Annotated in this window: 11 protein-coding genes; 3 read left to right on the top strand and 8 right to left on the bottom strand. The window is 72.1% G+C overall.

Annotation, left to right across the window (positions count from 1 at the left end; genetic code table 11):
• Window positions 1-144 precede the first annotated feature (144 nt).
• Window positions 145-2,877: a helix-turn-helix transcriptional regulator gene (locus HNR30_RS49370; RefSeq protein ID WP_181611560.1), complete on the bottom strand. Its 2,733-nt coding sequence runs from the start codon at window positions 2,875-2,877 to the stop codon at window positions 145-147.
• Between the two features lie 102 nt (window positions 2,878-2,979).
• Here HNR30_RS49370 and HNR30_RS20790 point away from each other — a divergent pair, with 102 nt between their 5' ends.
• The gene (locus tag HNR30_RS20790) at window positions 2,980-3,597 is read left to right on the top strand and encodes a LysE family translocator (RefSeq protein WP_181611559.1); all 618 of its coding nucleotides are present in this window, start codon (window positions 2,980-2,982) and stop codon (window positions 3,595-3,597) included.
• Window positions 3,598-3,752: 155 nt separating this feature from the next.
• Window positions 3,753-4,556: an alpha/beta hydrolase gene (locus tag HNR30_RS20785; protein ID WP_181611558.1), complete on the top strand. Its 804-nt coding sequence runs from the start codon at window positions 3,753-3,755 to the stop codon at window positions 4,554-4,556.
• On the opposite strand, the gene HNR30_RS20780 is transcribed toward HNR30_RS20785, so the two are convergent.
• The 6 genes from HNR30_RS20780 to HNR30_RS20755 are packed head-to-tail and all read right to left on the bottom strand — an operon-like array spanning window position 4,549 to window position 12,617.
• Window positions 4,549-5,736 carry a hypothetical protein gene (locus HNR30_RS20780; RefSeq protein WP_181611557.1) on the bottom strand — a complete coding sequence of 396 codons (1,188 nt, stop codon included), beginning with the start codon at window positions 5,734-5,736 and terminating at the stop codon, window positions 4,549-4,551. The genes HNR30_RS20785 and HNR30_RS20780 overlap by 8 nt on opposite strands.
• Before the next feature lie 2 nt (window positions 5,737-5,738).
• On the bottom strand, window positions 5,739-6,119 hold the full coding sequence (locus HNR30_RS20775) for a RidA family protein (RefSeq protein WP_181611556.1): 381 nt from the start codon (window positions 6,117-6,119) through the stop codon (window positions 5,739-5,741).
• Complete coding sequence (locus HNR30_RS20770; RefSeq protein WP_312894539.1) at window positions 6,116-7,159, bottom strand: alanine racemase; 1,044 nt, start codon at window positions 7,157-7,159, stop codon at window positions 6,116-6,118. The genes HNR30_RS20775 and HNR30_RS20770 overlap by 4 nt, the downstream gene beginning before the upstream one ends.
• 35 nt (window positions 7,160-7,194) lie before the next feature.
• A complete protein-coding gene (locus HNR30_RS20765) occupies window positions 7,195-8,751 on the bottom strand; it encodes an N-acyl-D-amino-acid deacylase family protein (protein WP_181611555.1) in 1,557 nt (518 codons plus the stop codon).
• A 33-nt stretch (window positions 8,752-8,784) separates the two neighbouring features.
• Window positions 8,785-11,946 carry a DUF4153 domain-containing protein gene (locus tag HNR30_RS20760; RefSeq protein WP_181611554.1) on the bottom strand — a complete coding sequence of 1,054 codons (3,162 nt, stop codon included), beginning with the start codon at window positions 11,944-11,946 and terminating at the stop codon, window positions 8,785-8,787.
• The gene (locus tag HNR30_RS20755; protein WP_312894537.1) at window positions 11,943-12,617 is read right to left on the bottom strand and encodes a response regulator transcription factor; all 675 of its coding nucleotides are present in this window, start codon (window positions 12,615-12,617) and stop codon (window positions 11,943-11,945) included. The genes HNR30_RS20760 and HNR30_RS20755 overlap by 4 nt, the downstream gene beginning before the upstream one ends.
• Window positions 12,618-12,690: 73 nt before the next feature.
• On the opposite strand from HNR30_RS20755, the gene HNR30_RS20750 reads away from it, so the two are divergent.
• Window positions 12,691-13,497 carry an arylamine N-acetyltransferase family protein gene (locus tag HNR30_RS20750; RefSeq protein WP_181611552.1) on the top strand — a complete coding sequence of 269 codons (807 nt, stop codon included), beginning with the start codon at window positions 12,691-12,693 and terminating at the stop codon, window positions 13,495-13,497.
• On the opposite strand, the gene HNR30_RS20745 is transcribed toward HNR30_RS20750, so the two are convergent.
• Window positions 13,490-14,410, bottom strand: coding sequence for a GNAT family N-acetyltransferase (locus HNR30_RS20745; protein ID WP_181611551.1), 921 nt, complete (start codon window positions 14,408-14,410; stop codon window positions 13,490-13,492). The two genes, HNR30_RS20750 and HNR30_RS20745, sit on opposite strands and share 8 nt — an antisense overlap.
• Window positions 14,411-14,504: the final 94 nt, after the last annotated feature.

Raw genomic sequence — 14,504 nt, 5'->3', positions numbered from 1 at the left:
ACCATCCCCTCCACCCCCGGCAACGACCGGGGGTCCGGGGGCCGGAAGGCCCCCGGCAGGGGGCCTTGGGGGGGCTAGGCCCCCCAATCAGGGGAGCCCGAGCCCCAAGCGCCGAAGGCGCACGACACCGCGAGGCCCATGCCCTCAGAAGAGGCCGAGCCGTCGCCCCTCAGCCGCCGCCTGCCCCCGCGTCGACACCCCCAGCTTCCCCAGGATGTTCGACACGTGCACAGAAACGGTCTTCTGCGCGATGAACAACCGCTCCGCGATCTCCCGGTTCGGCAGCCCCTCCGCCACCAGGCCCAGCACCTCCAGCTCCCGGGCCGTCAGCCCGCCGCCCGACGACGGGGTGCGCGCCGAGAAGCGGGCGCGGCGGCCGAACTCCTCGAGCGCCTCCAGCAGCGGCGCCGCCCCCAGACCGGCGGCGGACTCCCGGGCGAGCGACCACTCGGCCTGCGCGGCGTCCCGTTCGCCCGTCGACAGGAGGGCCTCGGCGAGCCGCCAGCGCGACCGCGCGATCTCGTACACGAACCCGTAGTCGAAGGCCGCCACCACGTCCTTCCACCGGGCGACGTCGTGGTCGCCGTGGACGCGGGCGTATTCGGCTTCGGCGCGCATCATCCAGGCCCGCCCTTCGGGCCCGAGTGCGGTGGGTTTGCCGTCGGGCCCGGTGGTGAACGACAGGCGGGCCTGGGCGATGAGGGCGTCGGCGCCGTCGGTGCGGCCGAGTTCGGCCAGGGCCCACAGTCCGGTGGCGGCGATGCGGATGGCGCCCGGGTCGGGCCCGTCCATCAGGTCGAGGACGGCGTGCACGTGGGTGAGCGCGAGGTCGGGGTCTCCTTGCCAGAGCGCACGCTCGGCGGCCAGGCCGCGGGACATGTAGGAGGCGATCGGCTCGTTCCAGAAGGGCTCGATCCAGGTGAGCCGGTCTTCGACGGTCGGCAGGCCGCGGGCGACCTCGATGAAGAGCGCGAACGACGACAGGATGGCCTCGGAGACGCGCCCCACGCGGGCGCCGAAGGAGGCGGCCAGGGATTCGGCCTGGTCCCACTCGCCCAGCACGTAGTGGACGAGGAAGCGCAGGAACCGCAGGTCGGTGCCGTAGGTGCTCCAGGACAGCCCGCTGTCGTGGGCTCGCTTGATGCCGCGTTCGGCGACGGCGGCGGCGCCGGGCAGGTCGCCGTTGTCGTAGGAGACGCGGGCGCGGATGAATTCGGCCCGCAGGTCGATGGCCAGGTTGCCGGAGGGGTGGGCGATGGCGGCGTCGAGGAGTTCGATGGCGCGGGCGTGGTCGCCGGCGTTCTCGGCGTACACGGCGAGGGTGACCAGGGCGCTGGTCTCGGCGTCGCGGGCTCCGGCGAGCCTGGCCGTGTCGAGGGCTTTGGCGGCGATGTCGGAGACTTCGGCGTGGCGGGAGGTCCAGGCCAGGCAGCGGGCGAGGGTCGCCAGGGCGCGGGCGCGTACGGCGTCGTCGGCGGCGGTGCTGACGGCCTCCTCGGCGGCTTCGACGGAGGCGCCGTCGTGGTGGAGCTCGTAGAGGTAGTAGGAGAGGCGTTCGTTGACCTCGGCGCTGGGCGGCAGGGCGCGCAGCTGGGTGACGGCGCGGTGGTTGTCGCCGCTGTCAGCGGCCATGACGGCGCTGCGCAGGGCCAGCGAGATCCGGTCTTCTCCGGCCAGCGCCTCGGGCTCGGTGACGCGGTCCCACAGCGACAGGACCTGGTCGTAGTGGCGGTGGGCTTCGGCGGGGGCTCCGACGCGTTCGGCCTCGCGTCCGGCGCGGGCGGAGGCGGACAGCGCTCCGGCCAGATCGTGGGAGGCCAGGAAGTGGTGGGCGAGCTCGGCTGGCGAGGTGATCAGGCGGGCGAAGGAGGCGTGGAGGCGGGTGCGCTCGCCGGGCAGCAGGTCGGTGTAGACGGCCTCCTGGAGCAGGGCGTGGCGGAAGGTGTAGCCGTAGCCGTCGACGCGCAGGAGGCCGCGGAAGACGATCTCGCGCACGGCCTCCTCGAACTCGGGCACGCGCAGGCCCGTGACCTCGCGCAGGAGGGAGTCGTCGACCTTGCGCCCGGCGACGGCGGCGGCGCGCAGCACGCTCTGCGCCTCTTCCGACAGTAGTTCGACCCGCGACATGAGCAGGCTGGCCAGACCGTCGGGCATGCTCTCGCCGGAACCCTCGGCGGCGGCCGCGAAGAGTTCTTCGGCGTAGAAGGGGTTGCCCTCGGCGCGCTCGACGACCTGGGAGAGCACCATCGAGGGCGCATCGCCCAAGGAGGCGATGAATCGGGACATGTCGTCGGCTCCCAGGGGCCGCAGCTCCAGCGCCGACACCGTCGGCAGCCGCTGCAGCTCGGCCAGCACCGGCCGCAGGGGGTGGCGGCGGTGCAGGTCGTCGGTGCGGTAGGTGCCGACGACGCAGACCTGCCCGCGCTGCACCATGCGGCTGAGGAAGATCAGCAGGTCGCGGGTCGACCGGTCGGCCCAGTGCAGGTCCTCGATGATCAGCAGCACCGGCTGCACCTCGCCGAGCAGCTCCAGCAACGACCCGAACAGCCGCTGCTGGGTGAGCCCCGACCCGCCGCCGTCGAGGACCTCGCCGCGCAGGATCGGCCGCGACTCGACGGCCGGGCGGATGGACGGCTCGCGCAGGGCGTCGATCAGGGGAAGGTACGGCAGGGCGTCGCCGAGTTCGGCGCACTGCCCGACCAGGACGTGGAAGCCACGCTCGCGCGCCTCGGCCGACAGCTCCGTCACCAGCCGGGTCTTGCCTATCCCGGCGTCGCCGCCGATCAGAGCGGTGCCGGCGACGCCGGAGGCGGCGGCGTCGAGCACCCGCACAAGCGCCTCCAGCTCGGCGGAGCGTCCGATCAGCAACCCGTTCATGCTGGCCACTATGCCACGCGCGGCCGACAACCCAATGGTCCAGCGACCGGCGACGGCATTGGACCCCTTCATCCATCGGACCAGGAAATATCCTCGGTAATCGTGATCACCTGGTCGACATACGCACTCTTCGTGCTCGCCTCCCTCACCCTCGTCCTGATCCCGGGCCCCAACCATCTCTACATCACGGCCCGGGGCCTGGCCCAGGGACGGACGGCGGGCCTGGCCAGCGCTTTCGGCGTCGAGGTCGGCACGCTGGTGCACACCGTGGCCGCGGCGGCGGGCCTCTCGGTGCTGATCAGCCGGTCGGCGACCCTGTTCGGCATCGTGAAGTGGGCGGGCGTCGCCTACCTGTTCTACCTGGGCATCAGGACTCTCACCGCCAAGGACACGGCGACGACCCGGTCGGTCACCCCGCAGCCGCTGCGCAAGGTCTTCCTCGAAGCGGTCCTGGTCAACGTCCTCAATCCCAAGGTGGCGCTGTTCTTCCTGGCCTTCCTGCCGCAGTTCGTGCACCCGGAGTCGGGCTCGCCCGCCCTGCAGATCGTGATCTTCGGCATCACCCTGTCGGCTCTGGGCCTGACCTCGAACGTCGTCTACGCGTTCGCCGCGGGCGCGCTGGGCACGAGGATGGCCGCCAGGGCGCGCGGCCTGCGCATCTTCAGCGGCGTGGTCTACATCGGCATGGGCGTGGTGACCGCCTTCGCGGGCCGCCGTTGATCGACACCGGGGCGAAGCGCCACAATCTTCACGTGGCCCTCCGCCTCCTCCTGACCTTGGTGCTCGCCTTCACGGCCGGGTGCGCCGCCGAAATCCCAAAAAACACCGAGATCCCGAAAAACACTGAAATCACGAAAAACGCCCAGACGCCAGCCTTGAAAGTCATAAAAGAGGAAAAGTCGCAGCGCGGCGTCTCCCTGACCGTCGCCTCCCCCAGCCTCACGACGCAGACCCTGGCCGAGGTCCTCCTCCCTACCGGCTGGAAGCCCGGCACCACCTGGCCCGTCCTCTACCTCCTCGAAGGCTGCTGCCACGAGAACACGATCGACTGGACGGCCCGAGGCCAGGCCGACGAGCTCACCAAGGATCTCCCGGTCATCGTCATCGCCCTGGAAGGCGGCCACGCCGGGTTCTACAGCGACTGGGCCGACGGCCCCCAGTGGGAGAGCTTCCACATCAAGGAGCTGATCCCCTACCTGGAGACCACCTACGGCGGCAACGGCAGGCGCGCCATCGCCGGCTTCTCCATGGGCGGCCTCGGCGCCTTCGCCTACGCCGCCCGCCACCCCGGCATGTTCAGGGCCGCGGCCTCCTTCTCCGGCCTGCTCGACGCCGGCCGCGCCGACGCCGACTACCTGGCCCGCGACCGGTCGCGCGACCTGTGGCGCGACGAGGACATCCCGAAGCACAGCCCCACGTCCCTGGTCGCCGAGCTCACCGGCATCCCGCTCTACGTCGCCTGCGGCAACGGCGAGCCGGGACCGCTCGACTCGCCGTCGACCCCCAAGGACAACGGCGAGGCCACGATCGAGGAGCAGAACCGGCGATTCGTCGCCGCCGCCGAGAAGGCGGGCGCGCAGGTCACGGTGAGCCTGTACGGCCCCGGCACGCACGCCTGGCCGTACTGGACCCGAGAACTGGAGAGAGCGCTCCCACTTCTCGCCGGGGCACTCAGATGAGCGCGTGCGGTATACGCTCCAGCACCGGGAACGACATCAGCCCGTAGGCGTAGAAGTCGACAGCGAAGGCGCCGGCCGCCTTGACGCCGCGCACCTTGGCCGCGAGCCGGTCGGCCGAGTCGCTGTCGGGGTAGCCGGGACGCAGGACCGCGCGCACCTCCCGGTCCTTGCCCACCGACCGCAGGTAGGCGCCGACGTCGTCGGCCACCCTGGCCGCGTCGCGCGCGTAGGCGAGCACCGCGAACGACGGCACCAGGTCGCCCAGCGCCACGAGGTCGACGCCGAACTGCCAGGCGTCGTGCGCGGCCAGCCCCGGCGTGGGCAGCCCGTCGCGGTAGCCCTTGACCGCGCCCGTCGAGTCGACGAACACCAGCCGCGAGCCCTCGGCGGCGACCGCCTGGGCCACCTCCGACACCAGCGAGGTCACCGTCTCGGTGCGGGCACGCGCGTAGGCGACGACCTCGGGTCCCGCGTAGGCGGTCAGCGCCGCCCTGGTCACCTCTCCCTGCGCGGGAGGGTCTCCCGCGAGCACCCCGGCGACGACCCTGGCGCACTCCTCGCGTGCCGCCTCGGCGTTGACCCCGAGGTCGGCCGCCCTGCCGAGGCAGTAGTCGCAGAAGCACAGCGCCATCAGGTAGGCGTCCATCGGCCCGAAGGGCACGAACGAGCGCTCGGCCCGCAGCGGGCGGTAGTGGAGCGACTCGGCCACGACGCTGTCGACGCCGAGCCTGGCCACGGCACGCGCCAGCGAGACCGCGTACTGCCGTACGTCGGGGTGGGCCGGGCACAGGTCGATCGGGTGGCCGCGGTCGCCGAAGCAGTTGCGCACGGTCACGTCGGGATGCTCGGCGCCCAGCGTGCCGTTGCGCAGGAACACCGTCCACCCATGGAGCTTGAGCCCCCTCGTACGGCACGCGTCGCGCAACCCGTCGAAGGTCTCCGTGAGGCCCACCGGGGGCCGCAGCCGCTGCCCGGCGAACAGATCGGCGGGCAGCGGGAAGTGCGCCCCGTCGTGGCGCGTGGTCAGCTTGGACAGCCCGTGGGGCGTCACGTCGCGCGAGGCGTGGTGCACGGCGCCGACGGTCACCCCTGCCGCGCCGTACCCACGCACCCGGTCGAGGACCCGCTCGGCGCCCTCGCCGTGCAGGTCCTCCGCGAAGACGAACACGGAGCTGTCCATGCTCAGGAGCTCTTGTGGGCGACGAAGTCGATCTCGACGAGGATGTCCATCAGCTGCGACCCCACGGTGGTGCGCACCGGGAAGGGCGGGGTGAAGTAGGACTTGTACACCTCGTTGTAGCGGGCGAAGTCCCCCTTGAGGTCCTGCAGGTGCACGGTCGACTTGATCACGTCGTCGAAGCCGAGCCCGTGGGCGGCCAGGACGGCGCCCAGGTTCTTCATCGTCTGGTGGGTCTGGGTCTCGATGTCGTCGCCCACGACCTGGCCGGTCTCCGGGTCGAGCGGCCCCATGCCCGAGGTGTAGACGAAGTCGCCCACGACCAGTCCCTGGGAGTAGGCCCCGACCGGCGCCGCACCTTCGTCGGTCCGCAGTTCTTTCTTCACAAGGAGATCCTTATCGTCTCGACAACCTGGTAGTCCGCGTCGACGAGCGGCATCTCGCGCCACTTGTCGAAGGCCGTGCACGGGTGCGAGATCCCGAAGGCCAGCAGCTCGCCCACCTCGGCGGAGCCGCGCACGATAGTGTGCTGGTCCTGCATCTTGACGACCTCGAGCCCGGCCTTGCGCGGGATCGGCAGCCCCTCGTCGAAGGGCGCGTCGCGCTTGCCCATGCCCACGACGGCCAGGCCGGGTTCTGGCACGGAGAGCACGTGCGCCCAGATCTCCAGGGCGGGCCGCAGCGAGCCGTCGATGCGGGTGAAGGGGGTGCGTTCGCGGTAGTAGCCGTCGTCGTGCGTGACGTAGGCGCCGCTGCGCAGCAGCACCCTGGCCTGGGTGGTGACCAGCTCGCGGCCGATCACGTCGAACCACTGGCTGCCGCCGACGGTGAGGTAGGGGCTCTTGACGCGCAGGTGCTCGACGGCGTCCTGCAGCAGTCGCAGGTAGGTCCTGACCTCGTCGGCGCTCTTCAGCGAGCCCTCGTAGCCGGCGACGCCCGCGAGCGTCACGCCCTCGCTCCGCTGCACGTAGGTGGCCAGGTCGAGGAGCTCGTCGAGGGTCCTGCACCCGGCCCTGCCGCCCTCGTGGCCGAGTTCGGCCAGCACCGGGAACGGCTGGTCCCCCGCATGCCGCGCCAGCAGGTCGACGCCGGCGCGCGAGTCGACGAACGAGAGGATCTCCACGTCCTGCGAGGCGATCCAGCGCAGCCCGTGCGGGTCGACGACCTGGTTGGCCACCAGCACGCGCGGCGCGCCGAAGGAGACGGCCGCCTGCGCCTGCCGCCAGGTGGCCACGGTCAGGCCCCAGGCTCCGGCGGCGAGCTGCCGGGTGGCGATCTCACGTGACAGGTGCGTCTTGGCGTGCGGGGCGAACTCCAGGCCGTGCTCGCGGGTGAAGGCCGCCATCGTGGCGATGTTGTGCTCGAGCGCCTCACGGTGGACGACCATCAGGGGGAAGCCGTACGAACCGTCGAAGATCGAGCCCACCCCGATGCACCCCCCTTTGTCCGCAACCGACCCTATCAATGAGAACGAAGGGCCCGACCAGGAGTGACGCCCGTCAGCGCCCCTCCGGAAAGCACCCGGACGCCCGACACGAAGACCTCGTCGATGCCCGCCGCGAGCGTGCGCGGAGCCGCGTAGGTCGCCAGGTCGGCCACGGTCGACGGGTCGATCACCACGAGGTCGGCGGCGAAGCCCGGGCGCACCAGCCCGCGGTCGTCGAGCCCGAAGCGCCTGGACGGGTGGGAGGCCAGGTGCACGATCGCCTCGGGCCAGCTCCAGTCGCCGAGTTCGCGCACGTGACGGCCCAGGAAGCGGGCGAAGGCGCCGAAGCCGCGCGGATGCGGGTGGCCTCCGACGTAGATGCCGTCGGAGCCGCCCGTGTGCGCCGGGTGGCGCAGCATGCGCCGCACCGACTCCTCGCCCTCCGGTCCCTCGTCGGGCCGGGCGGAGACGCAGCCGGCCTCGAGCTCGGTCGTGATGAGCAGCCTGCGGCAGAAGTCGGCGGGCTTCTGGCCGGCGCGCTCCGCCGCCTCGACCATGGTCAGCCCCTCGCTCCAGGTCAGACCGGGCGCGTGCGAGATCGTCAGGCGGGGCCAGACCTCCTCCAGCGACTCCCAGTGCTCGTCGAGCGCGTCGGACTCGAGCATCTCGATCGCCCTGCCCACCTCGGCCGCGGGCACCGACGGCGGCAGCACCACCATCGCCAGGATCGTGCTCCCCCGCAGGTACGGGTAGGTGTCGAAGGTCAGGTCGACGTCACGGTCATGGGCGCGGGCCACGAGCGGCAGCAGCACGTCCGCCGGTCCGTGCAGGTGGGAGACGTGCATCGCGGCGCCTGACAGGGCGGCGATCTCCATCACCTCGTCCATGCCCACCCCCGCGCGGGCGCCGTACGCCCGCATGTGGGTCACGTACGGCAGGCGGCCCAGCGGGCGGCAGAGCGCGGCCAGCTCGGAGGCGGTGGCGTAGCGGCCAGGAAGGTACTCCAGGCCCGTCGACATCCCGACGGCGCCCTCCGACAGGCCCTTCTCCACCCGGCGCAGCATCTGCCTCAGCTGGTCGCCGGAGGGCTCGTCGGGCGAGGCTTCCATGACGTCGTAGCGGATCGTGCCGTGCGGCAGCAGGTAGGCGGTGTTGAGCGCGGTGTTGCGGTCGTAGACGGACAGCAGGTCGTCGACGGAGACCGAGCCGTCCGCGGGCAGGTCGCTCGACCACGGCATGTCGAGCCCGCCGTTGACGGCGGCGAAGTAGCGTGTCGCGTAGCGCACGGTCTTCGAGGAACCGGGGGCGAACGACAGCCCGTCCTGCCCGAGGACGAACGTGGTCACCCCCTGGCGCAGGGCCGCGAGCTGCACCTCCTCGTCGTCGAACACGGCGTCGCCGTGCGCGTGGCAGTCGACGAACCCCGGCGCGACGTACCGCCCCGCCGCCTCCACCACCAGCCCGGCCTCGGCCTGCTCCAGCCGGCCGACCGCGGCGATCCGGTCACCGTCGATCGCCACATCCGCGCGGAACGCCGGAGCGCCGGTGCCGTCGAGCACCTGCCCGCCCCGGATGATCACATCGAAAGCCACTCCGTGATTAAACCCGATTCGTGCCTCTCGCCGTCACGGGCACGGCCCGTCGACCAGTCCCTTGGCCGCGATCAGCTCCGTCGCGCCGGACCTGGCCAGGTTCCACGAGCGCCAGTCGTGCGGGCCCTCGCTCACCCCCACCGCCCGCAGCAGGCAGCTGCGCTGCGGCTCGGGCGCGCGGTCCAGGGCGGGTGCGGCCTCCGCCCCCAGGTCGCGCAGGTAGGAGGCGTCCATGCGCTGGCGCTCCACCTGCGACACGGCCACCTGGTAGTCGGGGTTGACGAGCGCGAAGGCGAACAGCCCCAGCCCGGCGACGAGCACCACGGTCCTGGGCAGCCAGCCGGACCCGCGGCCCGCCAGCCGTACGGCACCGGCGACGAGGATCAGCACGAACAGGATCGCCAGCCCGTAGATCGCCGCCTGCACGGAGATCCGCAGCCGTGTCCAGCCGTAGGCCTCGACGTACAGGTCCATGCGGTGCCAGGCGGAGAACAGGATCACCATCGTCAGCGCGCACAGCGTTCCCAGCTCGGCCGCCAGCAGCCAGCGTCCACGGTTGCTCGTGCGCACCACCGCGCTGGTCACCGCGACGATCGCGACCACGATCACGCTGACGAAGACGAGCTGGAAGAAGCCCTGCCTGGCGTACTCCGCGTACGTCAGGCCCGACGTGCGCAGCACCCGCTCGTCGCCGCCGAACAGCACCGCGATCTGCAGCGTCACGAAGAGCGCGAACAGGATGTTCAGCGCGCTCAGCGGGACCACCCACAGCGCCGGGCTGACCTGGGTCCTGAACGACGGGCTCACCGGGTCCACCACCGGGCGCAGCGCCACCAGCACCAGCGCCGCCAGCCCCGCGGCGACCACCACGAAGACGAACAGACGCCCCGGAATCGACTCCGCCCAGGCAGGCGTCGTCAGCAGCTGCTCGACGTAGCCGGCGAACACCGCGTCGGCCGAGGAGAACAGCCCGCCGAAGATCAGCAGCAGGAACGCGGTGATGCCCAGCCCCCCCACGATGGGCATGATGCGCCTGCGCGCGGTGAGCTGCTTGAGCGGCGCCGCCAGGAACCACGGCACCGGGATCATCGACAGCAGCACCGACGCGCCGCCGCGGATCACGCCCAGCCATCCGGCGCCCGCGCCGGAGACGGCCAGCGCGCCCAGCCCGAACCCGCCCATGACGCACAGGGCGACCAGCCAGTCGGCGTCTCGCCAGGCGGCCACCGAGATCAGGCCGACGGCGATCGCGCCGAAGGCGATCGTCCACGGCGTCACCCGCCTGGCCACCGCGGGCAGCGCCGCCGCGGCCACCACGAGAGCCACCAGGACCAGGCCGAGGCCGGGTGCCGCGTCCGGGATGGCGACGGCGGCGAACACGCCGGCCCCGGCCGCCGCCGGCAGCAGCCAGCGGGGGGTCTCGGGCAGGTCCGGCCTCGGGAACAGGGGCGGAGGAACGTAGAGAGGCGGCGGTGGCGGCGGACCGAAGGCCTGGGGCTGGCCGTGCTGCTGGCCCTGGAGCTGGCTCTGGGGCTGCGGGCCGTACGGCTGCGCGGCGTGGGGCTGGCTCCCCTGGACCTGCGGGAGAGGGGGTTGGTTCACGGCGACCTGCTTCGTGTCGATGGTGTGGCCGGACATCACCGCGGCCCTGCGCGCGTCCGCCTGCTGCCGGGCCAGGGCCTCCTCGATGCTGCGCCGCCTGCTGGCCGCGCCCGCCCAGGTGCCGAAGAAGCCGCCGGCCAGGATGAAGACGATGAGCACCAGCACCGCCGCACCCCCGCCGAGGCCGACGGAGGCGAAGACCGCCGCCATCAGCCCGGCGAAGAAGCCGCCGCTCACCCCGATGACGCATCCCGCCACGAGCTTGCCCATCCCGGGCATGACCAGCGGCGCCGCGTACGGCACCGCGCCGCCATGACCGCCCGGCGCCATCGCGGCCACCGGCACATGGACCGCGGCAGCGGCCGGTGCGGGGGCCGGCGCGAGAGCCGGTGCGGGGATCGACACGTCAGCGGGACCCGCCGCGGCGGCCGGTGCGCCCGCCGAGACGGCCTCACGCTCGGGCTCGGCCGCGGCCACCGGCCCCTCCACTGTGGCCACTGCGGCCACCGCGGTCGCCGCCGTCTCGTGCCCGCCCGCCACGACGGCCGGCTCGGCCTCCGCACCCCGAACACCCACGCTCTCGGCGGCCGGTTCCCCTGCCACCTTCTCCAACGGCGTCTCCGCCATCGTGAGCCTCCCCGGCAGATCGACGATCATGCGGCAGCCCGCGCCGTCGCCTATGTGGATGGAGCCGCCGTGCAACTCGACGATCTCCCTGACGATCGCCAGCCCGAGTCCCGCTCCCCCGGCGTCGGCCGCGCGGGCGGCGTCCAGCCGGGAGAACCGCTCGAACACCCGGGCACGGGCCGACTCGGGGATGCCAGGCCCCCGGTCGGCCACGGTGATGGTGCTGCCGGAGACGGAAACGGTGACGACTCCGTGCTCCGGGCTGTGCCGTACCGCGTTGTCCAGCAGGTTCGCCAGCACCTGGGCCAGCAGGTCGGGATCGGCCCGCACGACCGCCTCACGCGGGACGCCGGTCTCGATGCTCACGTCGTCGCGCGCCGCCGCCGACTCGCGCACGACCTGCTCAACCAGCGGCGCCAGCTCCACCGTCTCGGCCTCGACGAGCCTGGCCCCCGAGTCCAGGCGCGACAGGTCCAGCAGCTGGGCGACCAGGCGCCCGAGCCGTTCCGTCTGGGCGAGCGCGGTCCGCAGCGTGTCGGGCGGCGAGACGCCGTCGACCACGTTCTCCAGTACGGCACGCAGCCCGGTGATGGGCGTGCGCAGCTCGTGGCTGACGTTGGCGACCAGCTCCCTGCGCTGCCTGTCGACCTCGCCCAGATCGGCGGCCATCGCGTTGAACGCCCTGGCCAGCTCCCCCACCTCGTCGCGCGAGGTGGCGCTCACGCGCAGGTCGTAGCGGCCCTTGGCGACGGTCTGCGCCGCCTTGGCCATCTCGCGCAGCGGCTTGGTCATGCCCTGGGCCAGCACCTGCACCATGACGAGCGCGAGCGCGACCGCGACGACGATGCGCCACTCGCGCGGCAGCGGCGCGGCGAACTCGTAGACGGCGAAGGCCGTGGCCACCGCCAGCACGATGATCAGCCCGAGCTTGACCTTGATCCGGCCCAGGAAGTCGAGCGGCCTCATCGGCGCACCAGCGCGTAGCCCACGCCGTGGACCGTACGGACCACATCGGGACCCAGCTTCTTGCGCAGGGCCCGCACATGGCTGTCGACGGTCCTCGTCGCCGCGGCCTCAGAGAAGCCCCAGATGTCCGACAGCAGCCGGTCACGCTCGAACACCTGCCCCGGCCGCTCGGCCAGCCGCCGCAGCAGGTCGAACTCGGTCCTGGTCAGCTGCGCCTCCACACCTCCCACGAACACCCGGCGGGCGGCGGTGTCGATCTCCACCTCACCCACCCGGATGACCGTGTCCTCGGTCGCGAGCTGCGCCGCCCGCTCCACCCTGCGCAGCAACGCGTGGATCCTGGCCACCAGCTCGCGCATGCTGAACGGCTTGGTGAGGTAGTCGTCGGCGCCCACGCCCAAGCCGACGAGCACATCGGTCTCCTCACCCAGCGCGGTCAGCATCAGCACCGGCACCGGACGGGCCGCCTGCATCCGGCGGCACACCTCCAGCCCGTCCAGGCCGGGCAGCAACCGGTCCAGGATGACCAGATCCGGCTCCGCCTTGCCGTACTCCGCGAGGGCCCGCGTGCCGTCCCCGGCGACCCGCACGTCGAAGCCCTCCGCCGCCAGCCGATCACGTACGGCCAGCGCGATCGTCGCGTCGTCTTCGACCAGTAGCACCCGTTTCACGCTTCGTAGACTAGAGAGTGGCTGTGCAGAGGGCACTTCCTCATTCGTGCACATTCTGTGCAGACTGTTCCGAGTGGACATCGCCGCCTACCTCACCCGCCTCGGCCGCCCCGACCTGCTCGGCGCCCCGGCCACCATCGACACCCTGATCCAGCTGCACATCGCCCACATCGAGCGCGTGCCGTACGAAGCCCTGGAAATCTGGCTCGGGCGGCCGACCACCGTCGACCCCCTGGAGTCGGCCGGGCGCATCCTGCGCGGGCGCGGCGGATACTGCTACCACCTCAACGGCGCCTTCTCCGAGCTGGCCAGGGCGATGGGGTTCCAGGTGACACGCCACGTCGGCGGCGTGCAGACCAGCGGCGTCGAGCCGGGCATCACCGCCAACCACCTCGTGCTCACCGTCGCCTTCCCCGACGGGCTCTGGCTGGCCGACCTGGGCCTCGGCGACGCACTCCACGAACCGCTGCCGCTCGTGGAGGGGCGCTACCGGCAAGGACCCTTCGAGTACGGCCTGCGCCCGTCGGAGTTCGGGTGGCGCTTCGACCACGACCCGTCGGGCTCCTTCGAGGGCATGGACTTCGGCCTCGCCCCGGCGGAGATGTCGGCGTTCGCCCAGAAGCACGAATATCTGACCACCTCGCCGGAGTCCGGCTTCGTACGGGTGGCGACCGTCCAGCGGCGCGACTCCGCCGGGGTCGACAGCCTGCGCGGGCTGACGCTCACCCGCAACGGGCAGCTCGTCGCCACCCTGGAGACGCCCGGCGACTACTTCGCCGCGCTCGCCGACGTCTTCGGGCTGAACTTCGGCGCCTTCGACAGGGAGCGCTTGTGGGCCCGCGTGTGGCAGGCCCACAAGGAGTGGCTCGCGGCTAGATGAACACCAGGACGCGCCCGGTCACCCGGTAACCCGCGCGGTCGAACACCGCCGCCATCGGGGTGTTGCCCACGTCGGTGGCGTCGCCGATGTGCGGCTCACCCTCTTCCGCGAACAGGTGCATCGCCTCGGCGAGCAGGTCGAAGGCGTAGCCGTTGCCGCGGTGGGCCGGGTCGACCCCGATGTAGCCGATGGTCGCCGAGCCCGGGTTGCGGGTGCCCATCACCACGCCCACCGGCTCCCCGTCGTGGTACCCCAGCCGCCAGCGCGAGCGCCCGCCCGGCATCGAGGCGACCTCCTCCAGCGTCTGCCCGGCCACCAGCCTGGGCGGCTTGGTGAGCAGCTCCTGCTGGTCGGAGACGTCGAGGCTGCCCACCACGATGCGAGACAACAGCTCCAGCACGAGCTCGTCGTCGTCGGCCGGGGTGAAGGTCAGCCGGGTGGAACGCTCGGGCAGGCCGTACTCCGGCAGCCACCTCAGGTTCAGCCGCTCGCGCAGGAAGGTCAGCCCGCCCCGCTCGGCCGCCTCCCTCCGTGCTTTGAGCTCGCCCTCCGCGCCGGGCACCTGGTCCCAGCCGTCGCGCAGGAACAACTCGTAGGTCGGGCGGGGTCCGACCGGAGCGCGGTAGTCGCCGGTGACGACCGCGCCGTACGCGTGCCTGAGCAGCGCGGCGCCCGTCTCGACGGTGTCGAAGTCGAAGTAGTCGAGGTGGAAGGGGTGCGCGCCGTCAGGCGGACCCCAGAAGGCGATCCGGCCGACGACCTCGTCGCCGCTCAGCGCGACGAAGGTCCACTCGGGCCGGTACATCCCCTTCGCGAGCGACTCGTCGAAGGGGTGCTTGAAGGCGCCCACGCTAGCGGGCACATGCGCACAGCTGTGGAAGAGCCCGAGCTCTCCCTGAAGGAAACGGGACAAGAAAGCTCCTGAAGCTTAGGAGCGCCTCCCGAGGCGGGAGCGCGACATCACGATGCGGAACATGCGACTCCTCACCTCCTTCGTGTCGCTAGGA

Source organism: Nonomuraea soli, assembly GCF_013761175.1.
GTDB lineage: Bacteria > Actinomycetota > Actinomycetes > Streptosporangiales > Streptosporangiaceae > Nonomuraea > Nonomuraea soli.
The sequence above is the reverse complement of the archived record's forward strand: the minus strand, read 5'-3'. Positions and strand labels throughout refer to the sequence as shown.

Excerpts from the sequence above, each read along its gene's own strand:
- HNR30_RS20780 (WP_181611557.1), bottom strand. The coding sequence starts at position 5,736 with ATGGACAGCTCCGTGTTCGTCTTCGCGGAGGACCTGCACGGCGAGGGC.
- HNR30_RS49370 (WP_181611560.1), bottom strand. The coding sequence starts at position 2,877 with ATGAACGGGTTGCTGATCGGACGCTCCGCCGAGCTGGAGGCGCTTGTG.
- HNR30_RS20760 (WP_181611554.1), bottom strand. The coding sequence starts at position 11,946 with ATGAGGCCGCTCGACTTCCTGGGCCGGATCAAGGTCAAGCTCGGGCTG.